17 protein-coding genes are annotated in these 21,084 nt (G+C 62.2%); 12 read left to right on the forward strand and 5 right to left on the reverse strand.

Going from position 1 to position 21,084, the window contains the following annotated elements:
• Positions 1-172: 172 nt before the first annotated feature.
• Together BC360_RS28540 and BC360_RS28545 are read right to left on the reverse strand one after the other, a co-directional pair.
• A complete protein-coding gene (locus BC360_RS28540; RefSeq protein WP_065780955.1) occupies positions 173-2,026 on the reverse strand; it encodes a DUF882 domain-containing protein in 1,854 nt (617 codons plus the stop codon).
• Positions 2,027-2,206: 180 nt separating this feature from the next.
• Positions 2,207-3,748 carry a sigma-54-dependent transcriptional regulator gene (locus tag BC360_RS28545; protein ID WP_139110247.1) on the reverse strand — a complete coding sequence of 514 codons (1,542 nt, stop codon included), beginning with the start codon at positions 3,746-3,748 and terminating at the stop codon, positions 2,207-2,209.
• A 187-nt stretch (positions 3,749-3,935) separates the two neighbouring features.
• On the opposite strand from BC360_RS28545, the gene BC360_RS28550 reads away from it, so the two are divergent.
• The 3 genes from BC360_RS28550 to BC360_RS28560 all read left to right on the forward strand — a co-directional run bounded on the left by BC360_RS28550 (position 3,936) and on the right by BC360_RS28560 (position 7,850).
• The gene (locus tag BC360_RS28550; protein WP_065797740.1) at positions 3,936-5,795 is read left to right on the forward strand and encodes a M3 family oligoendopeptidase; all 1,860 of its coding nucleotides are present in this window, start codon (positions 3,936-3,938) and stop codon (positions 5,793-5,795) included.
• Positions 5,796-6,069: 274 nt separating this feature from the next.
• On the forward strand, positions 6,070-7,227 hold the full coding sequence (locus tag BC360_RS28555) for an aminodeoxychorismate synthase component I (RefSeq protein ID WP_065797741.1): 1,158 nt from the start codon (positions 6,070-6,072) through the stop codon (positions 7,225-7,227).
• Positions 7,224-7,850, forward strand: coding sequence for an aminotransferase class IV family protein (locus BC360_RS28560; protein WP_065797742.1), 627 nt, complete (start codon positions 7,224-7,226; stop codon positions 7,848-7,850). The genes BC360_RS28555 and BC360_RS28560 overlap by 4 nt, the downstream gene beginning before the upstream one ends.
• On the opposite strand, the gene BC360_RS28565 is transcribed toward BC360_RS28560, so the two are convergent.
• Positions 7,815-8,765: a GGDEF domain-containing protein gene (locus tag BC360_RS28565; protein WP_083222777.1), complete on the reverse strand. Its 951-nt coding sequence runs from the start codon at positions 8,763-8,765 to the stop codon at positions 7,815-7,817. The two genes, BC360_RS28560 and BC360_RS28565, sit on opposite strands and share 36 nt — an antisense overlap.
• Before the next feature lie 161 nt (positions 8,766-8,926).
• Here BC360_RS28565 and BC360_RS28570 point away from each other — a divergent pair, with 161 nt between their 5' ends.
• The 8 genes from BC360_RS28570 (at position 8,927) to BC360_RS28605 (ending at position 18,409) form a co-directional block, all read left to right on the forward strand.
• Positions 8,927-9,805 carry a heme-dependent oxidative N-demethylase family protein gene (locus BC360_RS28570; protein WP_244512963.1) on the forward strand — a complete coding sequence of 293 codons (879 nt, stop codon included), beginning with the start codon at positions 8,927-8,929 and terminating at the stop codon, positions 9,803-9,805.
• Positions 9,806-9,948: 143 nt separating this feature from the next.
• The gene (locus tag BC360_RS28575; protein ID WP_065780960.1) at positions 9,949-11,400 is read left to right on the forward strand and encodes a homospermidine synthase; all 1,452 of its coding nucleotides are present in this window, start codon (positions 9,949-9,951) and stop codon (positions 11,398-11,400) included.
• Between the two features lie 169 nt (positions 11,401-11,569).
• Positions 11,570-11,938, forward strand: a complete 369-nt coding sequence (omp10, locus tag BC360_RS28580) for an outer membrane lipoprotein Omp10 (RefSeq protein ID WP_065780961.1) — start codon at positions 11,570-11,572, stop codon at positions 11,936-11,938.
• Positions 11,939-12,271: 333 nt separating this feature from the next.
• On the forward strand, positions 12,272-14,152 hold the full coding sequence (locus BC360_RS28585; protein ID WP_065797743.1) for a bifunctional metallophosphatase/5'-nucleotidase: 1,881 nt from the start codon (positions 12,272-12,274) through the stop codon (positions 14,150-14,152).
• A 114-nt stretch (positions 14,153-14,266) separates the two neighbouring features.
• Positions 14,267-15,304 (forward strand): ferrochelatase, encoded by a 1,038-nt coding sequence (hemH, locus tag BC360_RS28590; RefSeq protein WP_065797744.1) that lies wholly within the window; start codon positions 14,267-14,269, stop codon positions 15,302-15,304.
• 101 nt (positions 15,305-15,405) lie between these two features.
• A complete protein-coding gene (locus BC360_RS28595) occupies positions 15,406-16,404 on the forward strand; it encodes an SPFH domain-containing protein (protein WP_139110256.1) in 999 nt (332 codons plus the stop codon).
• A gap of 3 nt (positions 16,405-16,407) precedes the next feature.
• On the forward strand, positions 16,408-16,884 hold the full coding sequence (locus tag BC360_RS28600) for an NfeD family protein (protein ID WP_065797745.1): 477 nt from the start codon (positions 16,408-16,410) through the stop codon (positions 16,882-16,884).
• An 88-nt stretch (positions 16,885-16,972) separates the two neighbouring features.
• On the forward strand, positions 16,973-18,409 hold the full coding sequence (locus BC360_RS28605; protein ID WP_065780965.1) for an outer membrane beta-barrel protein: 1,437 nt from the start codon (positions 16,973-16,975) through the stop codon (positions 18,407-18,409).
• A 117-nt stretch (positions 18,410-18,526) separates the two neighbouring features.
• On the opposite strand, the gene galU is transcribed toward BC360_RS28605, so the two are convergent.
• Both galU and BC360_RS31990 read right to left on the reverse strand, forming a co-directional pair.
• Positions 18,527-19,414, reverse strand: a complete 888-nt coding sequence (galU, locus tag BC360_RS28610) for a UTP--glucose-1-phosphate uridylyltransferase GalU (RefSeq protein ID WP_065797746.1) — start codon at positions 19,412-19,414, stop codon at positions 18,527-18,529.
• Between the two features lie 50 nt (positions 19,415-19,464).
• A complete protein-coding gene (locus BC360_RS31990) occupies positions 19,465-19,749 on the reverse strand; it encodes a hypothetical protein (protein ID WP_208858226.1) in 285 nt (94 codons plus the stop codon).
• 81 nt (positions 19,750-19,830) lie between these two features.
• Between BC360_RS31990 and BC360_RS28615 the strand changes: the two genes are divergently transcribed.
• On the forward strand, positions 19,831-21,051 hold the full coding sequence (locus BC360_RS28615) for a lytic murein transglycosylase (protein WP_065797747.1): 1,221 nt from the start codon (positions 19,831-19,833) through the stop codon (positions 21,049-21,051).
• Positions 21,052-21,084 lie beyond the last annotated feature (33 nt).

Genomic DNA, 21,084 nt, shown 5'->3' on the forward strand with positions numbered 1-21,084 from the left:
GCACCAGACTGTCGAGCGTCACCATCTCGAGCGCCGTCTGTTCGGGAACGGGTTTCTTCAACATGTCCCAATGAATCATAAACCCCTGGACGGTGCCAGGGGTTTGTCAGCGGTCTGAAAGCCCGCCGGTATCACCGGCGGGCTTTTTTGTTGGGTCTCATTTGCGCGAAGCTCAGTTGGTGCTGAACTTCTTCACTTCCATGAAATTGACCGCGTTGCCGCTGAAGCGGGCTGTGTCGACGGTCCCTGCACCACTGCTGAAGCCTGCGGCATAAACAGTCGTCGGGGCGGTGCGCAGCGTCTTGCTGACGAAGCGCGGTGCCTTCACCGGTTTCGAAAGCGTCGCGACGCGGCCGGCCGAAAGGGCCCATTCGGAGATGATCTTCTGCGTCAGCTTCGGCTCTGTACGAACCGACGAACGGGTCGCTGCGTCGGCATCGTGCTTCTTCGGACGGCCACCCTTTGCCGGGGCTTCGGCCTGAGTGTCGAAGGCGCTGTCAAAAACATCGGCGCGGCCATTCGTCGAGGTCTGCGGCGCATAGGCGGCCATTTCGACCGGCTGGGCCACGGGCTCGCGCTGGGCCTGTGTCGGCGCGGCAAGTGCGACGCGCGTCGATGCCTCGGCCGTCGTATCACGCGGCGGCTCGGCCGAAGCCAGAACCGGACGTTCTGCAAAGGCAGGCACGGCAACCTTGGCGTCAGCGACAGCGGCAAGAGCCGCATCGCCGGCCGGGCGCATGGCCGGCACCGGCACGAAGCCGAGCGCCTGCATGTCGGTTGCCAGAGGATCGACCGATGCCACGAGCGTCTCACCGGCAGCGGCGTTCATGCCACCACGATCAAGCATCTGCGGGACCGGCACCTTGACCGGCGCGAGATCGGCAAATTCGCTCGGCATTTCCGGCGTCTGCGGCAGGGCAGCAGCAAGTGCTTCCTGGGCAGCGTTCTTCTGCGGCGCGACCAGTGCCACTGCTACGCCGCCATTCTCAGGCGCATCCTTGAAGGCCGGGCGAACGGCCGGAACCGGCGCATTGATGTTCTGATCGGCCGTGGTCGTCTCGCCGGCAACCGAACCGGCAACCCCCGGAAGCGCTTCCTGGGCGGCAGGAGCCGACGCCGTCTGAACCTTGGCCGGAGCGGCTTCTTCATCGCTCGGGCCGGCAGCGATTGCCGAGGGTTCTTCATCCTCGTCGCCGCCACCGCCAAAGAGCATGGCGAACAGGTTGCCGCGGCGCTTGCCGCCCTCGGCATCGCCTGCGCCCTTGGCGCCACCACCGGCAACTTCGATCGCCGAGGCGCCGACGCGACGCTTGTAGTCGGCAACGGCCTGGTTATAGCCTGGCAGCGGCTTGCCGTCGGAGGGAACGTGCATGGTCTTGCCGTCGGGGAAGAGGCGGGCCAGTTCGTTGCGGGTCATGCGCGGCCAGGCGCGAACGCCGCCGACATCCATGTGAACGAACGGAGAGCCTGAAGTCGGGTAGTAGCCGACGCCACCGACCTGGAATTTCATGCCGATTTCGCGCACCGTCTTCAGCTTCACGTCGGGAATGTAGAAGTCCATCGCCTTGCCGAGCATGTGCTGGCTCTTCTTGGCGACACCCTTGGAGCGCGAACGCAGCATGCCGTTGGTGGACGGCGAACGGTAGGCCGAAACAACGTGGATGTAATCGCGCGAGCCGCTCTTGGTATAGACTTCCCACACGAGGTCGAGCAGGCGCGGATCCATCTTGGTCGGTTCGTTGCGACGCCAGTCGCGCAGGAAACGGTTGATCTGCTGCAAGCCCTTCGGGTCATAGCGACCGTTGCGCTTGAAGGTGATCTGCGCCTTCTCCTGCGTGTGGATGAAATAGAGCTTGAGCGTGCGCGTCTGGCCGGCGGCCTCGACGGGAGGTGCCATGCCGGGCGTGACCAGTGACACCGCAAGCGCGATGGAAGTCAGAACCTGCGGCACCTTACGGGTCATCGCCGAGCAGAGTCTGCTAGCTAAGGAGCCGAGAGGCTTCTTAAAACCGAACAAATTTGGCATTCAATCCCCGTCCGACGGACAACCGTGCTTCGCTGTCTCAGATGACTGTCAAATAAGGTGACAGAATGGCAAATATGCCACAGTCGTCACCGCCCCTTATAATATAGTGAATACTTCACTAACAAGGTCTAAACGGCGGTGACCGAATTGCACGGCTAATGAGTTGTGAATGCGTCGATTTTACGCCGCCTCGCGCAGGGGATTGTCGGGATCGATGCCATAATCCTTGAGTTTGCGGTAAAGCGTCGATCGGCCGATGCCGAGCTTGCGCGCCACCTGGCTCATCTGGCCGCGATAGAATTTCAGCGCAAAACGAATCAGTTCCTCCTCCACTTCGGCAAGTTTGCGCACGTCTCCACCCTCGTCGACGCTGGCAATTGCATTCTCCATGCGGCCGTCATGCGCGGCATCGGCCTCCATCGATTTCGCCGTGCTGGCAAAATCGGGATAAACGCTCGTTGCCGGATCGGCAGCAGCGGGGCGCTCGGGGCCGGCATCGCCCCAGGAAAAGCCCGAGCGGTCGGAGACGACGTAACCCGGGATCTGCGTGGCGATCTGCGGGAAGTCCTTGACCGTCAACTCGTTGCCTTCGGCCAGAACGACCGCGCGGAAGATCGCGTTTTCCAGCTGGCGGATGTTGCCCGGCCAGTCGTAGGCGGTGAGCAGCGCCATCGCACCGCTCGAAACGGTGAGCGGCGTGCTGAGCCTCTGCTCGGACGCGAACCGGTCGACGAACGAGCGCACGAGGACAGGGATGTCCTCCTTGCGCCGACGCAGCGCCGGAATGGTGATCGGGAAGACGTTGAGGCGATAGTAGAGATCCTCGCGGAACCGGCCCTCGCGCACCTCGTTGATAAGGTCCTTGTTGGTGGCCGAGATCAGCCGCACGTTGACCCGGTGCGGATGGCGTGCGCCGATCGTCTCGATCTCGCCCTGCTGCACCGCACGCAGCAGCTTCACCTGCACTTCGAGCGGCAGGTCGCCGATCTCGTCAAGGAATAGAGTGCCGCCATCGGCGTCGACGAACTTGCCGGTGTGCTTTTCGGTCGCACCGGTGAAGGCGCCCTTCTCGTGACCGAAGAGAATGCTCTCGACCAGATTGTGCGGGATGGCGCCACAGTTGACGGTGATGAACGGCTTGCCCGAGCGGTCGCTGGCCGACTGGATCGCCCGCGCCACCATTTCCTTGCCGACGCCGGATTCGCCTTCGAGCACGATCGGGATATTGGACTGCGCAGCCCGACGCGCGAGATCGATCACCCGGATCATCGCCGGGCTCGCCGACACGACGTCATCGAAGCCGACGGCACCGCCGCGCGGACGACGCGAGGTTTTGACCTTGCCGTCGCGGCTGGCCATCTTCAGCGCGTTGCCGAGCGCCACGGACAGCCGCTCCGGAGAAACCGGCTTGACCAGGAAGTCGAAGGCGCCAGCCTGCATCGCATGGACGACGGTCTCGATACCGCCCTGCCCGGTCTGCACGATGACAGGCGTATCGACGCCCCGTTCCGCCAGCGCCTCGAGAAAGCCGTGGCCGTTCATTTCGGGCATCAGCAGGTCGAGAAGGATGACGTTGATGATGCCGCCCTTGCGCTCGAGCAGCTCCAGGCCGCTGCGGCCGTTGTCGGCGAGATGCGCGACATGACCGAGACGCTCGATCATGTTCGTCAGCAACCGGCGCTGCACCGGATCGTCATCGATGACAAGAATGTGTGATGTCACGGAAGCCTCCTGCTTTGGACACGCGGTACTTTTGGCCAACGTCATGTGCCAAATCACGTCAGGCATCTGTGCCATAAAGGGCTGAACATCATGTTTTGAGAAATGCTTGCATTTTATCCATTGCCGGCGATAGCAATGGGACCCGTATCGCTTGCCTCTTCCCGTCACGAACAAGAGAAATCCGACGATGACCTTCCGCACCCTCTCCCTTGAGAAAACCGTCGTCCGTGCCGCTACCGGCCCCGCCCAAGGCGCTGTGGCCGAGCTCGGCGATCTGCCCTCGTGGCGGCTGGAGGACCTCTATCCCTCAGCAACCTCGGACGCCTTCCGCTCCGATATGAAGAAGGCCGAGGCGGATTCGATCGCGTTTGAAACCAAGTGGAAAGGCAAGCTTGCGGCCGCCGCCACGAAGACCGGCAACGACGGGATCGGCGCCGCCGTGAAGGAATTCGAGGCGCTGGAAGACATCATGGGGCGCATCGCGTCCTTTGCCGGCCTCACCTATTTCTCCGACACCTCCAAGCCGGAAAACGGCAAGCTCTATGGCGACGTGCAGTCGAAGCTGACCGACATGTCCGCGCATCTCCTGTTCTTCTCGCTCGAACTCAACCGCATCGACGATGCCGTGATCGACGCAGCACTCGCCAATGACAGCCTGGCCGCGCACTACAAGCCCTGGCTTCTCGACCTGCGCAAGGACAAGCCCTATCAGCTCGACGACAAGCTCGAGCAGCTGTTCCTCGAGAAGTCGATGACCGGAGCGGCCGCCTTCAACCGCCTGTTCGACGAGACCATGGCGTCTCTGACCTTCACCGCCGACGGTGAGACCATGCCGCTCGAAATCGCCCTGAACCTGCTGCAGGATCCCTCGACCGAGGTGCGCAAGAAGGCGGCGATGGCGCTTGCCGAAACCTTCAGGGCCAATATCCGCACCTTCACGCTGATCACCAATACGCTCGCCAAGGACAAGGAAATCTCGGACCGCTGGCGCGGTTTCGAGGATATCGCCGACAGCCGGCACCTCGCCAACCGTGTCGAGCGCGAGGTCGTCGATGCGCTCGCGCAAGCGGTGAAGTCAGCCTATCCGCGCCTCTCGCATCGCTACTACGCCATGAAGGCAAAGTGGCTCGGCATGGAACAGATGGAGTTCTGGGATCGCAACGCGCCACTGCCGGAAACGCCGAATGCGCTGATTTCCTGGAACGAGGCGAAGGACACGGTGCTTTCGGCCTATCATGCCTTCGATCCCGAGATGGCCGCGATCGCCCGTCGTTTCTTCGACAACCGTTGGATCGACGCGCCCGTGCGCCCCGGCAAGGCCCCAGGCGCCTTCGCCCACCCGACCGTTCCGTCGGCGCACCCCTATGTGCTCGTCAACTATATGGGCAAGCCGCGCGACGTGATGACGCTCGCCCACGAACTCGGCCACGGCGTGCATCAGGTGCTCGCCGGCGAACAGGGCGCGCTGATGGCCTCGACGCCGCTGACGCTTGCCGAGACGGCATCGGTGTTCGGCGAAATGCTGACCTTCCGCGCCCTTCTCAACCAGACGAAGGACAAGCGCGAACGCAAGGCCATGCTCGCGCAGAAGGTCGAGGACATGATCAATACGGTCGTGCGCCAGATTGCCTTCTACGAATTCGAACGCAAGCTGCACACGGCCCGCAAGGAAGGCGAACTGACCGCCGAGGATATCGGCAATCTGTGGCTTTCGGTGCAGGCGGAAAGTCTCGGGCCGGCGATCCGGATTTCCGAGGGCTACGAGACCTATTGGGCCTATATCCCGCACTTCATCCACTCGCCGTTCTACGTTTATGCCTATGCCTTCGGTGATTGCCTGGTCAACTCGCTCTATGCCGTCTACCAGAACGCCGAGAAGGGATTCCAGGAGAAGTATTTCGAGCTTCTGAAAGCCGGCGGCACCAAGCACCATTCGGAATTGCTTGCTCCCTTCGGCCTCGATGCCACCGATCCGTCGTTCTGGGCACAGGGTCTGTCGATGATCGAAGGGCTGATCGACGAACTCGAGGCGCTTGATAAGGCGTGATCCGACGCGGGCCGAGCCCGCGGTCTAGAGCCTTTCCAGGAAAAGTGCGAAGCGGTTTTCCGTCCGGAAATGCGAAAAACAAAGAGATAACAAAGAGATAGAGCGTTTCCATGACTCCGTTTAAGACGGAAACGCTCTACTGCATAATTCCTTAAATCGGAATCGATTTAAGGAGAAAATTATGCAGCAAGTTTAGGGTGTTACAGCGTCCTTAGCGCGTCAATTTGACGCGCGGCGCTGTAGGGATGAATGGGCTGGCAGCGAAGCGGCATTGATGAACGAAAACGCACCTTATGTGCTTTTCCGGGACGACAGCGAAAATCGGACCACGGTTTTCGCCGAGCCGGAGCGCGTCGTCACGGCGCGGACCAAAGCCGAATTCCGCCGCGGCCTCGCCGAGCTTGAACGCGCCCATCAGGCGGGTAAATGGATTGCCGGCTTCATGGCCTATGAGGCCGGTCACCTCTTCGAGGAGAAGCTGGCGCCCTTTGCCGAGGAGGGTCGCGAAACGCCGTTGATGTCCTTTGGCATCTTCGACGCGCCGAGCGACGAGCATCGGCTGGCAGAGCCGCAACGGCGGATGGAGAACGAGCCTTTTCTTGCCGAGCCGCGTGCCGCCTGGGATTTTTCTACCTATCGCGAGCGGTTCGACCGTCTGCATCAGCACCTGCGCCAGGGCGATTGTTACCAGGCGAACCTGACCATGCCGATCCGCGCCCGCTGGTCCGGCGATCCGCGAGCCGCCTTCTGGTCGCTGATCGAGCGTCAGCCGGTCAAATACGGCGCCCTCGTGGCGCTCGACGGCCCGATCCTCGTCTCACGCTCGCCTGAGCTTTTCTTCCGGGTCGATGCGGACAGGTGGATCGAAACGCATCCGATGAAGGGCACGGCGAAGCGCGGTGGCTCGGCGCAGGAGGATGCCGACATCATCGAGGCCATGCGCGCCGACGAGAAGACGCAAGCCGAAAACCGGATGATCGTCGACCTCCTGCGCAACGACATCTCCCGCATCACCGAGGTTGGGACGCTCGACGTCCCGAAACTCTTCGACATCGAGACCTATCCGACCGTGCACCAGATGGTCAGCCATGTCAGGGCCAAGCTGCGGCCCGACGTCGGCATCACTGATATTTTCACCGCGCTCTTTCCCTGCGGCTCGATCACCGGCGCGCCGAAGATGCGGGCGATGCAGATCCTGCACGAGCTCGAAGACGGCCCGCGCGACGCCTACTGCGGCGCGATCGGCTTCATCGCGCCCAACGGCATCATGCGCTTCAGCGTCGCGATCCGCACCATCTCGCTGTTTGCCGATGGAGAGGCCGTCTTCAATGTCGGCGGCGGCATCGTCTTTGATTCCGGCGCCCAGTCCGAATATGACGAATGCCTGCTGAAGGCGCGCTTTGCCGTCGGCGATGCCGAGATCGCGCGATGACGGATTTTTCCCTGATCGAGACCCTGCGCTACGAGCCCGATGCGGGCTTCGTTCGGTTGAAATTGCATCTCGCCAGACTGAAACGATCCGCAAGGCGGTTGGGGTTTGCCGGCGCTGACCGCGCCGAGGCCGAGTTGTATGCCACCGTTCAAGGTGCAACGGGTCCCCTCCGCGTCCGCCTGACGCTTGACCGCAACGGCGCGATCGCCGTCACCACGGCGCCCTTCACACCGCTTGCCGGAGACACTGTCTGGCGCGTGCGTTTTGCAGAAACGCGGCTCTCCTCCGAAGACAAACTCCTGCGGGTCAAGACCACGCGGCGCGGTGTCTACGAGGCGGCGCGGGCAGAATACCCGGCGACCGAGATCGACGAGGTCCTGCTGCTCAACGAAAAGGGCGACGTTTGCGAGGGAACCATCACGTCGATCTTCCTCGACGACGGCAGTGGCACGCTGAAGACACCGCCGATCGCCTGCGGGCTTCTGGCGGGGGTGCTGCGGACGGAACTCATCTGCCAGCGGCGGGCGCGTGTCGCCCGCCTGTCGCTCGGCGATCTGGCAAAAGGCCAGCTCTATGTCGGAAATTCGCTACGGGGCCTGATCCGGGCGAAGCTCGGGGTCTGATCCCGGCAAGGTGTACCGCTTGACCCGGTCGCGCCCGTCGCGTTTGGCGAGATAGAGCGCCTCGTCGGCGCGGGCATAGATGTCCTTGACGCCGTCGCCTTCCCGATACTCGGCCAGCCCGACCGAACAGGTGTAGTAGAACTCCGGAATACTTGCGAGCGGCCTGGCGCCGCGCACCTTGTCGAGCAGGCGGTCGAGAATGAGGTTGCCTTCGCTGATGGTGGTGTCGGGCAGGATCAGCATGAACTCTTCGCCGCCGATGCGGCCGAAGCAATCGGAGCGGCGCACGAACTCCTGCATCTGGCGGGCGAAGTCGAGCAGCACCTCGTCGCCCTGATGGTGACCGTAGCGATCGTTGATGGCCTTGAAATAGTCGATGTCGATAATGGCGACGCACCCCCACATATGCGGGTTCTGCGCGCAGTTGGCGATGAATTCGCCGAGCCGCCCCATTGTGTAGCGCCGATTGGGGACATTGGTGAGTTCGTCGACCTGCGAGGCACGCAGCGCGAAATCGCGATCCTGCCGCAGCTCGCGCTCTTCGACACGAATGGTGGTGATGTCGACGGCGACGCAGAGCATCCACCCCTTGGCATCGACGGTTTCCGTCATCCATAGCCAGCGGCCGTCATGCAGGTCGGTCTCCATCGCGCGAAACGGGATCTTGCCGCGTCGATTGACCGTTGAGGCTATCCAGGCATTGATGTCGCTGGTCTTGAGCACGGTTCCGCGACCGGCGACATGGTTGCGCCGCATGATGTCGGCCCAGGTCGGCGTCTCGTCGGCGCCGATGAAATAGGCGGCGCGAAAAGCCTCATTGGCAAATTGCAGCCGGTCGTGCTGATCGTAGAGCGCCATCAGCACGGGCGTTTGGGCCTGCAGGCCCATCAAGGTCTTTATGTGGTCGCCGGTCACGTTCAGTCTGCAACGCCTCCAGGTTGGCAAGGAAACAACAATCATGGCGCGAGGCGGATAGTTGTATCAAAGCTATAGCACGGAGAGCTTGTGACAAGCTTGGCGCCATGCGAAACGATAGGGAATATGGTTAAATCGCGCGAATGATCCGACCAGTCCGCATGAAGCACACACCTTACGACGGCTCCTCCAAGCCCTTCACCATCGGCCTGACGCAGCTTGATCCCGATCGCTGGATCGAGCCGGATGATCAGCTGCAGCACTATCTCGACCAGAAGGCGCAGTTGCTGGCACGGTCCCGCAGCGCCGTTTTCGTTGCCGAGGACGGGACGCAGCAGGCGCAGAATGAACTGCTGCAAATCCTGTCCGACTACCTGCCGGCTCGATATCCCGACATCTACTGTCGGCAGGATGATGCGATGATGGTCAGCGGGCGACGGGTGGCCCTGTCCGGCGACGACGCGCTTGTGGTTGCGGGCTCGCTCGTTCAGGACGACCTGGCGATCATGCAGCGCGGCGACCGCGGCTGGCGCCTTGGCGCCGCCTACATCGCCTTCCCTTCATCCTGGTCGCTTGCCGAAAAGTTCGGGCGCACGATGGAGGAGATCCACGCCCCGGTTCCCGGCTTCGAGCACGGCACGCGCAACGCCGAACTCATCAGCCGCATGTTCGACAACCTGCCGCCCGGCCGTTTCGTCGAACGCTTCAACTGGGCCGTCAATGTCGACGGCTCCCTGCATCTGCCGAAGTCGAAATCGGAAGGGTTTTCGGCAGGTGCCGTCGAGCTGACCGAAGAGCGCACCTTCATCCGCATCGAGCGCCAGACGCTCAGAAAATTGCCCGAGACCGGCGCGATCGTCTTCACCATCCGGATCTATTCCGATCCCTTGGCGCTGCTGCGACAGCGAGCGGATGCGGCCACGCTGGCCCTTTCCTTCGTCGAGCAGTTGCGCTCACTCGATCTGCCGCAGGCGGCCTACAAGGGCCTCGTCAGCAAGCGGGATGCCCTGATATCGGCCCTGCTTTCCATCGCCGGTTAAGCAATATCGCAGATCAGCGTTGACCCGCCAGCCCTTTATTGTGACAGCAAACTATGCTCTAGGGCCTATCGCACGGCGCGAGCCTTATTTTCAGATACTTTCAACACCGTCACAGGGAAAGTTTCCTCAGGAGAAAGACCAAAATGGCAGACACCACCTACCCGGTTTACGGCGAGATCACCGGCCCGATCGTCATGATCGGCTTCGGTTCGATCGGCCGCGGCACCTTGCCGTTGATCGAGCGCCACTTCAAATACGACAAGAACCGGTTGATCGTGGTCGAGCCGCGTGAGGATGCTGCCGACAACGAGCTCTTCGAGCGCCATGGCGTCCGCCACGTTCGCGCCCATGTGACGAAGGACAACTACAAGGAACTGCTGAAGCCGCTCCTGACCGAGGGCGAAGGCCAGGGTTTCTGCGTCAACCTGTCGGTTGACACCGGCTCGCTCGACCTGATCAAGATGTGCCGCAAGCTCGACGTTCTCTACATCGACACGGTCGTCGAGCCGTGGCTCGGCTTTTACTTCGATGCCGAAATGGACAACGCCGCGCGCACCAACTATGCGCTGCGCGAGACCATGCGCAAGGAAAAGGACAAGAACCCGGGCGGCACCACTGCCGTTTCGACCTGCGGCGCAAACCCAGGCATGGTCTCCTGGTTCGTCAAGCAGGGCCTCTTGAACCTCGCCAACGACCTCGGCGTGAAATACGACGAGCCGCATCAGGACGATCGCGACGGCTGGGCCAAGCTGATGAAGAAGGTCGGCGTCAAGGGCATCCACATCGCCGAGCGCGATACCCAGCGCACCAAGAACCCGAAACCCTACAACACCTTCTGGAACACCTGGTCGGTGGAAGGCTTCATCTCCGAAGGCCTGCAACCGGCCGAGCTCGGCTGGGGCACCCACGAGAACTGGATGCCGAAGAACGCCAAGAAGCACAAGAAGGGCTGCAAGGCGGCAATCTATCTGGAGCAGCCGGGCGCCAACACCCGCGTGCGCACCTGGTGCCCGACGCCGGGCCCGCAATACGGCTTCCTCGTCACCCACAACGAGTCGATCTCGATCTCGGACTTCTTCACTGTTCGCGACAAGGACGGCGAAGCGACCTATCGCCCGACCTGCCACTACGCCTACCACCCGGCTAACGACGCCGTTCTGTCGCTGCATGAGATGTTCGGCAGCGGCGGCAACGCCCAGCCGATGCATCACGTCCTCGACGAGAAGGAACTGGTCGACGGTATCGACGAGCTCGGCGTATTGCTCTATGGCCACGACAAGAACGCCTACTGGTACGGCTCGCGCCTGTCGCTGGAAGAAACTCGCCGCATCGCCCCTTACCAGAACGCGACCGGCATGCAGGTGACCTCGGCCGTGCTCGCCGGCATGGTATGGGCGCTGGAAAATCCGAAGGCAGGCATCGTCGAAGCCGACGAGATGGACTACAAGCGCTGCCTCGAAGTGCAGTTGCCCTATCTCGGCCCGGTCGAGGGCCACTACACCGACTGGACTCCGCTTGACGGCCGCCCGGGCCTGTTCCCGGAAGAGATCGACACCAAGGATCCCTGGCAGTTCAAGAACATCCTCGTTCGCTAAACCGCTGACATTACGAAGCATCCGGCCCGGGGCATTTCTGCCCCGGGCTTTTTATCGATATGGGAAAAGCCCGGCGCGCCGACCCGGCCGCTCTTGCTTTCAACTCTTGATCGCGGCATGGTTCGGCGAAACGAAACGGACGCTCGGCACAAAGCGAGGGAAATCGCCAATGAAGCCATTCGCAATTCTGACCCTTCTCGCGACCGCCGCGGCCCTGGCCTCCTGCCAGTCGTCGCCACGGGAGATCGGAGGGGCACCGCCCGCTCGCCAGGCAGCGGGTGTCGAAGGCTCATGGACGGATCCGAACGGCATCGTGTCGACCTTTGCGGGCGGAACCTTCTCGACCCGCACCACCGACAGCAACCAGTTGTTGGCTTCCGGCAACTACGTGAAGCTCAGCCCGACGCTCGTCGAGATCAACATGACCTCGCTGGTGCGCAACACCCAGTCCAAGGTCAATTGCGCGCTGGTCACGACCAACCAGCTGAATTGCACCACCGATGCCGGCGCGCAGTTCTCGCTGGCGCGACGCGGCTGAGACACGCGTTGGGACACAGATCAAAGCCCCCGCAAGGGGGCTTTTTTATTGCCTTTTCCCTGCTTAACCCTGCTGCATGTTTCCTTAAATCGCAGTCGATTTAGGGATAAAAACATGCAGCAATTCAAAGTGCTACAGCGACCTTTGCGCGTCTGAGAAGACGCGCGGCGCTGTAGTTGCAGATGCGGCAACCGGAGGATGGTTTTAGCGCTTGAAGTCGCCTCGAAGTGATGAAAACATCCGCCCCGGCAAAGCCGCCCCGGCCGTGGGGACCAGATCCGTGACACGGCTCTGCAATCGGTCGGCAGACAACAGGCAAAACAGGAGAACATCATGATCAGACACATGCGGACCGGCCTGATGACCGCGTCCATCCTTGCCCTCTCCTCGGGCGCAGCCTTCGCCGATTATGAACTGAACATCCTGCACATCAACGATCTCCATTCCCGGATCGAATCGATCAACAAGTTCGATTCGAGCTGCTCGGCCGAAGAGGAAGGCAAGAACGAGTGCTTCGGCGGCGTCGCGCGCCTGAAGCCTCTGATCGACCAGAAGCGCCAGGAACTGTCGGGCAAGAACGTGCTGTTGTTGAACGCCGGCGACAATTTTCAGGGCTCCCTGTTCTTCACCACCTATAAGGGTCTGGTCGAAGCCGAATTCCTCAACCTGATGAAATTCGACGCCATGACCGTCGGCAACCATGAATTCGACGAGAGCGAGGACGGCCTTGCCGGCTTCCTCGACAAGATCGAATTCCCGGTGGTGACCGCCAACGTTCTGCCGAGCCACAAGTCGAAGATCGGTGACCGGATCAAGCCGTCGATCGTTCTCGACGTCGGCGGCCAGAAGGTCGGCATCGTCGGCGCCGTCGCCAACGACACGCCCGAGCTCTCCTCCCCCGGCCCCGACATCCTGATCGGCGACGACGTCGCCACTACGACAGCCGCTGTCGAAGAGCTGAAGAAGCAGGGCGTCGACAAGATCATTGCGCTCACCCATGTCGGCTACCCCCGTGACCTTGCCGCGATCGCCAAGATCCCCGATGTCGACGTCGTCGTCGGCGGCCACTCGCACAGCCTGCTGTCGAATACCGACGAAAAGGCCGAAGGCCCCTACCCGACGATGGTCGACAACCCCGGCGGCTACAAGGTTCCCGTGGTTCAGGCCGGTTCCTACACCAAATATCTCGGCGACCTCGTCGTCACCTTCGACGACAAGGGCGTGGTGAAAGCTGCCAAGGGCGATCCGATCCTGGTCGATTCCTCCATCAAGCCGGACCAGTCGGTGCTCACCCGCGTGGCCGAACTCGGCAAGCCGATCGAGGAACTGCGCTCCAAGATCATCGGCAGGACCGAAGCGCCGATCGACGGTTCGCGCGACAATTGCCGCGCCAAGGAATGCGAAATGGGCAGCCTCGTCGCCGACGCCATGCTCGACCGCGTCAAGGGCCAGGGCGTGACGATCGCCATCACCAATGGCGGCGGCCTGCGCGCCTCGATCGACGCCGGCGACGTCTCGATGGGCGAAGCGATCACCGTGCTGCCGTTCCAGAACACGGTCGCGACCTTCCAGATCAAGGGTGACGGCATCCGTGAAGCGCTGGAAAACGGCCTCAGCAAGCTCGAAGAGGCAGGTGGCCGCTTCCCGCAGGTTGCCGGGCTCAAATATTCCTTCGACCGTTCGAAGCCGGTCGGCAGCCGCGTCGTCTCGGTCGAGGTGAAGGAAGGCGCGGCCTATGGTCCGCTTGATCCGGCAAAGACCTACTCGCTGGTCACCAACAACTACATGCGCAATGGCGGCGACGGCTACGACGTGTTCAAGGCCAAGGGCGAAAATGCCTATGACTACGGTCCGGGTCTGGAAACCGTTCTGGCGGACTACCTTGCGGCACATCAGCCGTTCAAACCTTACACCGATGGCCGCATCACCGAAGTTGCTGCAGCCGCCGGCGCGACGACCGACACACTGGCAACAGAAACCAAGCCAGCCGCAGCGACCGACGCAACAGCAACGCAGCCGGCTACCGGCGCTGCCGCCGCCACGCCGGCTTCCGGTCCGCAGAAGCATGTGATCGCCAAGGGCGACACGCTTTGGGATCTCGCCAAGTCGTTCTACGGCGACGGTGCGCTGTGGGCAAAGATCTCCGAGGCCAACGGCAAACCGGCACCGCGCCACCTGCATGTCGGCACCGAACTGGAGATTCCGGCAAAGTAAGACAATTTGCCTCCCCTTCGAAAGCCGGCGCGGGCTTCCCTGCGCCGGCTTTTCTTCTTAGAAGGACGTGAAGCAAATGCGTGTCCCGACGGATACGAGACCATGAGGATCGAGATGACCAACGCGCCCGCTGCGATCACCCCCAGCGATCACCCGACCGTTAAATCCGGAAAGGTCGGCGTTCTGCTCGTCAATCTCGGCACGCCCGATGGTACCGACTACACCTCGATGCGCCGCTATCTCAAGGAGTTCCTGAGCGATCGCCGCGTCATCGAATGGTCGCGGCTGTTCTGGTATCCGATCCTCTACGGCATCGTGCTCAACACCCGCCCCGGCAAGGTCGGCAAGGCCTACGAGATGATCTGGAACAAGGATCTGAACGAGAGCTACCTGCGCACCTACACCCGCAACCAGGCAACCTTGATGGCGGAAGCCTTCGCCGATCAGCCGCACATCGTCGTCGATTGGGGCATGCGCTACGGCCAGCCTTCGATCGCCTCGCGCATGGAGGCGCTGCAGAAGGCCGGGTGCGAGCGCATCCTGGTGTTCCCGCTCTATCCGCAATACGCCGCAGCTACCACCGCCACCGTCAACGACAAGGCGTTCGAAGCCCTGCTCAAGATGCGCTGGCAGCCGGCGTTGCGCACCGTGCCGCCCTATCATGACGATCCGGTCTATATCGACGCGCTGGCAACCTCGATCACGCGGCATCTGGCGACGCTCGACTGGGAGCCGGAAGTGGTGCTGACCTCCTTCCACGGCATCCCGAAGAGCTACTTCGAAAAGGGCGACCCCTATTATTGCCAGTGCCAGAAGACCGCCCGCCTGCTGCGCGAAAAGCTCGGCTGGTCCAAGGACAAACTGCAGGTGACCTTCCAGTCCCGCTTCGGACCGGAAGAGTGGCTGCAGCCTTATACCGACAAGACGGTAGAGAAGCTGGCGCGGGACGGTGTCAAGCGCATCGCCGTCATCAACCCCGGCTTCGTTTCCGACTGTCTGGAAACGCTCGAAGAAATCGCCGAGCAGGCGGCCGAAAGCTTCCATCACAATGGCGGCGAGAAGTTTTCCCACATCCCCTGCCTCAACGACAGTGCCGAGGGCATGACCGTTCTCGATCATGTCGTGCGGCGGGAGCTAAGCGGCTGGCTTTGAAGCCGAAATCTGCGGCAACCGCTTGAAATAGACTGGCCAATCCCCACGTCTGGGTTAGAGTGTCACCTCAAACTGGGGTTGTGAACATGGGGGACTTGTCTTTGGGCGGCATGGATATTGCGGTCATCGCATTTGTGGTTCTTGTCGTTCTGGTCCTCTTTGCCGGAATCAAGACTGTGCCGCAGGGCTATCGCTATACGGTGGAGCGCTTCGGCCGCTACACCAAGACGATGGAACCGGGTCTCAACATCATCATTCCGTTCATCGATCGCATCGGCGCCAAGATGAACGTGATGGAGCAGGTCCTCGACGTTCCGACCCAGGAAGTCATCACCAAGGACAACGCCAGCGTGTCGGCCGACGCTGTCGCCTTCTATCAGGTGCTGAACGCGGCGCAGGCCGCCTATCAGGTCTCGAATCTCGAAAACGCCATTCTCAATCTGACGATGACCAACATCCGCTCGGTCATGGGGTCCATGGATCTCGACGAGCTGCTGTCGAACCGCGACACGATCAACGACAAGCTGCTGCGCGTCGTCGATGAAGCCGCCAACCCCTGGGGCATCAAGATCACCCGCGTCGAACTCAAGGACATCGCGCCGCCGAAGGACCTCGTCGACGCCATGGCGCGGCAGATGAAGGCCGAGCGTGAAAAGCGCGCCCAGGTGCTGGAAGCGGAAGGGTCGAGAAACGCCCAGATCCTGCGCGCCGAAGGCGCCAAGCAGTCGGCGATCCTGCAGGCCGAGGGCCAGCGCGAGGCCGCCTTCCGCGACGCCGAGGCGCGCGAACGCCTGGCCGAGGCCGAAGCCAAGGCAACGCAGATGGTGTCGGCAGCGATCGCCGCCGGCGATGTTCAGGCGATCAACTACTTCGTCGCCCAGAAATACACCGAAGCGCTGGCCTCGATCGGCACCGCCAACAACCAGAAGATCATCCTGATGCCGATGGAAGCGTCCGCGCTGATCGGCTCGCTCGGCGGCATCGGCGCGATTGCCAAGGAAGTGTTCGGCGACAACCAGGCGCCCGCCCCCCGGCAGCGCCAATCGACGACGCCACGCACCGGCCCGGCCTCCGGTCCGTTCGAACCGCAGGGACAATAGGCGATGGTCCAGCGCATCATCCTTGAACTCGGCCCCTGGAGCTGGTGGGTTCTCGGTCTTGCACTATTGGCCGCCGAAGTCGTGGCACCCGGCGTCTTCCTCGTCTGGATCGCCATTGCCGCGCTCATCACCGGTGTTCTGTCGCTGCTGCTGTGGGACGCCGTCGTCTGGGGCTGGCAGGTTCAGCTCATCGTCTTCGCATTGCTCTCCATCATCGCCGTCCTCGTCGGGCGGCGCTTCATCTCCTCATCGTCCGGGGAGACGGACGAACCGCTGCTCAACCAACGGGCCCAGAGCCTCGTCGGCCGGACGGCCGTGCTTGAGAAGCCGATCGCCGAGGGCCACGGCCGCGTGCGTCTGGACGACACGATCTGGATCGTCGAGGGCCCCGATCTGCCCGCCGGCACACGTGTGCGCATCGTTGCCAGCCACGGACGCCATTTGACGGTCGAGAGCGCCTTGCCATCTCCCCATCGTTAATGCGTTTTTCCCGTTTGGAAACGATTGGTTAACCACGCGGCTTTACGATTGCGAAAGGATTGCAATCAGGCTCGCGGACAAACGGCAGATGGTGCCAGACAACTCTCGCTCGACCGGAAGAGACGCGCGGCGTTTGACGCTGATGGCGTTGTTGCTGGCCGGCACCGCGATGGCTGTACCACTGTCGGCGCGCGCCCAGACCGTCGCCAACTCCGCCGTGCCGACGACCCCTGGCGTCGTTGCCCCCGGCACCGCAGCGCCGGCGATCGCCGACCCGCAGGTGACGGGAACCGTCAGCGCCGACGATCTGTCTCCGGCTTCCGACGAAGACCTCATCCGTCTCAACCGCCGCGAGGAAACGGTCGACGGCTTGCGGGCGCGAATAGATCCCGAAGACGACCGCGCACCCGGCGTTCGCATCGGCACGTTCACCTTGCGGCCGACAATCAGCGAAACGATCAACCACGAATGGCGCAACGACGGCGATACCAAGCAAAACCGAGGCTATCTCGAGACCGGCATCGGCGGCACCTTGACGTCGGACTGGTCCCGCCATGAGCTGACGGTCACGGGTGCCGGCGTGTTGCAGAACAATATTTCCGGCGAAGGCGAGGAAGAACCGCGCGCCGACATCGACGCGGAACTGCGCCTCGATCTCTGGGATGAAACCGTTGCGCGCCTGCGAGCAGGCTACAGCTTCGAGCGCGAGGACGCCGACGATCCGAACGCGATCTCGAATGCCAGGACACAATCGGGCGTCAACACCTATCGGCTCGGCGCCGCCATCGAGCGCGACTTCGGTCTCATCCGCGGCTCGGTCGGGCTCGATCTCGACCGTCGGACCTATGGCGACGTCGAGCTGGAAAACGGTACGACGCTTTCGGTCGAGGACCGCAACCGCAACAGCGGGACCCTGACGGCACGCGTCGGCTATGAAATGTCGCCGGCATTGATCCCGTTCATCGAGGCCGCGGTCGGCAGGTCGACTTACGATCTTCGCCAGGACACGCTCGGCTTCGAACGATCCTACCAAAGCTACGCGACACGCGGCGGCCTGGAGGTCGACCTCGGCGAAAAGCTCAACGGCGAGCTCGCCCTCGGCTACGAGACCTATCGTTTCGAGGACGACCGGCTCAGCGACGTCAGCGGCCTGTCGGTCGACGGCCGCCTCAACTGGTCGCCGCAACGCGGCACGGATGTGCTCTTCGGACTGTCGACCGGTCTCAACCCGTCGACGACGGCGGGTGTCTCCGGTTCGATGGACTATGCCTTGACCAACATCATCACCCACGAGATGCGCTCCGATCTGGTCGCACGGCTGTCGAACACCCTGATCATCCGCAAATATCCGTCGGACTCCCGCTCCTCCGACGAGACGACCTGGCGCACCGGCGCGGGCCTCACCTGGGATATGAACCGTTATCTCGCATTGACCGGCGACGTCAGCTACGAGCGCACCACGCCCGACGTCGGCGATCCGACCGACATCACCCGCGTCGGCGTCGGCCTCGTTCTGCGGCGTTGAGGCAACGGCCCCGCGCCCCCGAACACCGGGCGGACACGATACTCAATGCAAACCTCGAAAAGAAAAGGCCGCGTCCTCCCGGGGGAACGCGGCCTTCTCGTTTTGGATGGACCGGAATTACTTCAAGCTGCTCAGCAGCGCCTTCAGCGGCCCCTCGACGATCGGACGGATGTCGCCGCGTTCGAGCGCGAAGGCGACGTTGGCGAGGATGAAACCGTCCTTGGCGCCGCAGTCATAGGTCTCGCCGCGGAAATGGTAGGCAGCGAACTGCTGGCTCTCGGATAGCTTCAGCATGCCGTCGGTCAGCTGGATCTCGTTACCGGCGCCGCGCTCCTGCTTCTCCAGGATCGGGAAGATTTCTGGCTGCAGGATGTAGCGGCCGTTGATGAAGAAGTTCGACGGCGCCGTTCCAGGCGCGGGCTTCTCGACCATCTTGGTGATCTTGAAGCCGTCGCCGACCTTGTCGCCGACACCGACGATCCCGTATTTGTGGGCCTGATCCGGTGCGCATTCCTCGACTGCGATGACGTTGCCGCCGCTCTGTTCATAGAGCTCGACCATCCCCTTCAGGCAGCCCTTCTCACCCTTCATGATCATGTCGGGCAGCAACAGCGCGAACGGCTCGTTACCGACCAGTTCGCGGGCACACCAGACGGCATGGCCAAGGCCGAGCGGCGCCTGCTGGCGGGTGAAGCTTGTCGTGCCGGCCTTCGGCAGAATGTTGTCGAGAAGCTCGATCTCGATCTTCTTGTTGCGTTCGCGCAGGGTCTGGTCGAGCTCGACCTGGATATCGAAATAATCCTCGATAACCGCCTTGCTGCGGCCGGTGACGAAGATCAGGTGCTCGATACCGGCTTCCATCGCTTCGTCGACCACGTATTGAATGACCGGCTTGTCCACCACCGTCAGCATTTCCTTCGGCACGGCCTTGGTGGCCGGCAGGAAACGCGTGCCCAGACCAGCGACCGGGAACACGGCTTTGCGGACTTTACGCTTGTCGGTCATCGGTACCTCCTTCAATCGGATTTCAATCCTGAGTGTTGCTGTAGGAATCCTTAAATCAAAATCAATTTAAGGAATCGTGCAGCGCTTTGCAGTGCGGCGGCAATCTCTACGTAACGATGTGAACGCACGCTGAACCGGGACGAAAAAAATCCTGATATCGACGGATTCGCATTTTCTTCCCCCGGAAGAAGCGTTTTCTTCCACGGAAGACGCGATGGCCTTTTCATGGTAAAGGGTTTGTTGACCACGTTTCTGTAGATTCGTCCTAAGTCCGGCGCTGCATCGACTGCGGCCGGATCCGAGAACGGGAACCGCCGGCGGTCGACGAACCGCAAGGCTGGCTCCAGACTGCCACCATGCGGAGATGTCCCGGCCATGACGGCTGAGGCTCCGCAGAGAAACGGAACCGACAGCTGATGATCAGAACCCGCAGGACGTTTTTCCGTCATATCGCAGCCGCCTTCGTCCTATCCGCCGTCGCGCTTGGCACCTCGCCTGCGCGCGCCGATGCGGGATTCCAGAGCTGGATCAACAACTTCTATGCCACGGCTGCAAAGAGCGGCATCACGCAGGCGACCTATCGCAAGGCGTTCGCCGGCGTGAAGACCCCGGACGCGACCGTCATCGAAAAGGCCAATTACCAGCCTGAGTTCAAGCACAAGATCTGGGAATACATCGATTCCCGCGTCAATCCCTACACCAAGCGCGTCGGCCAGGATATGGCAGCCAAGCACGCCCGCACGCTCAATGTGCTCGAAAAGCACTTCGGCGTCGACAAGACGATCCTGCTGGCGATCTGGTCGATGGAATCGAACTACGGCGCCGTTCTCGAAAAGGACGACCGTCTGCACTACGTGCCGCGGGCGCTGGCAACCCTTGCCTATGCCGATCCGAAGCGTGCGAAATACGCCAAGACGCAGTTGATTGCCGCGCTCAAGATCCTGCAGGGCGGCGATATCACCCCGCGCGAACTGACCGGCTCCTGGGCCGGCGCCATGGGACACACGCAGTTCATCCCGACGAGCTACCTGCTTTACGCGATCGACGCGGACGGCAACGGCCATCGTGACATCTGGAACTCGGTGCCCGACGCGCTTGCGACAGCCGCCAACCTGTTGAAGAAAAACGGCTGGCAGTCGGGCGAAACCTGGGGCTACGAGGTCGCGCCGCCGGCCAATGCCGCGAAATATTCGGGGCAGACGAAGACGCTGGCCCAGTGGGCAGCACTCGGTTTCCTCAGGCCGAACGGCAAGGGCTTCCGCAATGGCAATTCGCGCGCCGAACTGAAGCTGCCGAGCGGCGGCGAAGGTCCCGGCTTCCTGATGACTAAGAACTTCTTCGTCATCAAGCGCTACAACGCGTCGGATAGCTACGCGCTCGGCGTCGGTCTTCTTGCCGATCAGATCGCCGGGTACGCCGGCATGCAGCAGCGGTGGCCGCGCCCCGATGGCTCGCTCGATATCAGCGAGAAGTTCGAGTTGCAGAACCGCCTGAAGGAACTCGGCTATTACAGCGGCGAGGTCGACGGCAACTTCGGATCCGGCTCGAAGGCTGCGATCCAGGCGTTCCAGTCGCAGAACGGCTTGGCGCCGGATGGGCAGCCGACGCAACATCTACTGCGCGCCCTGCGCAACTGACGCGCACGCCCGAAACGCGACGGCGGCCTTGCC

Origin of the sequence: Ensifer sp. LC163 (assembly GCF_001695855.1) — a bacterium.
Lineage (GTDB): Bacteria > Pseudomonadota > Alphaproteobacteria > Rhizobiales > Rhizobiaceae > Ensifer.

Excerpts from the sequence above, each read along its gene's own strand:
- BC360_RS28540 (WP_065780955.1), bottom strand. The coding sequence starts at position 2,026 with ATGCCAAATTTGTTCGGTTTTAAGAAGCCTCTCGGCTCCTTAGCTAGC.
- BC360_RS28550 (WP_065797740.1), top strand. The coding sequence starts at position 3,936 with ATGACCTTCCGCACCCTCTCCCTTGAGAAAACCGTCGTCCGTGCCGCT.
- BC360_RS28555 (WP_065797741.1), top strand. The coding sequence starts at position 6,070 with ATGAACGAAAACGCACCTTATGTGCTTTTCCGGGACGACAGCGAAAAT.
- BC360_RS28560 (WP_065797742.1), top strand. The coding sequence starts at position 7,224 with ATGACGGATTTTTCCCTGATCGAGACCCTGCGCTACGAGCCCGATGCG.
- BC360_RS28570 (WP_244512963.1), top strand. The coding sequence starts at position 8,927 with ATGAAGCACACACCTTACGACGGCTCCTCCAAGCCCTTCACCATCGGC.
- BC360_RS28575 (WP_065780960.1), top strand. The coding sequence starts at position 9,949 with ATGGCAGACACCACCTACCCGGTTTACGGCGAGATCACCGGCCCGATC.
- omp10 (WP_065780961.1), top strand. The coding sequence starts at position 11,570 with ATGAAGCCATTCGCAATTCTGACCCTTCTCGCGACCGCCGCGGCCCTG.
- BC360_RS28585 (WP_065797743.1), top strand. The coding sequence starts at position 12,272 with ATGATCAGACACATGCGGACCGGCCTGATGACCGCGTCCATCCTTGCC.
- hemH (WP_065797744.1), top strand. The coding sequence starts at position 14,267 with ATGACCAACGCGCCCGCTGCGATCACCCCCAGCGATCACCCGACCGTT.
- BC360_RS28600 (WP_065797745.1), top strand. The coding sequence starts at position 16,408 with ATGGTCCAGCGCATCATCCTTGAACTCGGCCCCTGGAGCTGGTGGGTT.
- BC360_RS28605 (WP_065780965.1), top strand. The coding sequence starts at position 16,973 with ATGGTGCCAGACAACTCTCGCTCGACCGGAAGAGACGCGCGGCGTTTG.
- galU (WP_065797746.1), bottom strand. The coding sequence starts at position 19,414 with ATGACCGACAAGCGTAAAGTCCGCAAAGCCGTGTTCCCGGTCGCTGGT.
- BC360_RS28615 (WP_065797747.1), top strand. The coding sequence starts at position 19,831 with ATGATCAGAACCCGCAGGACGTTTTTCCGTCATATCGCAGCCGCCTTC.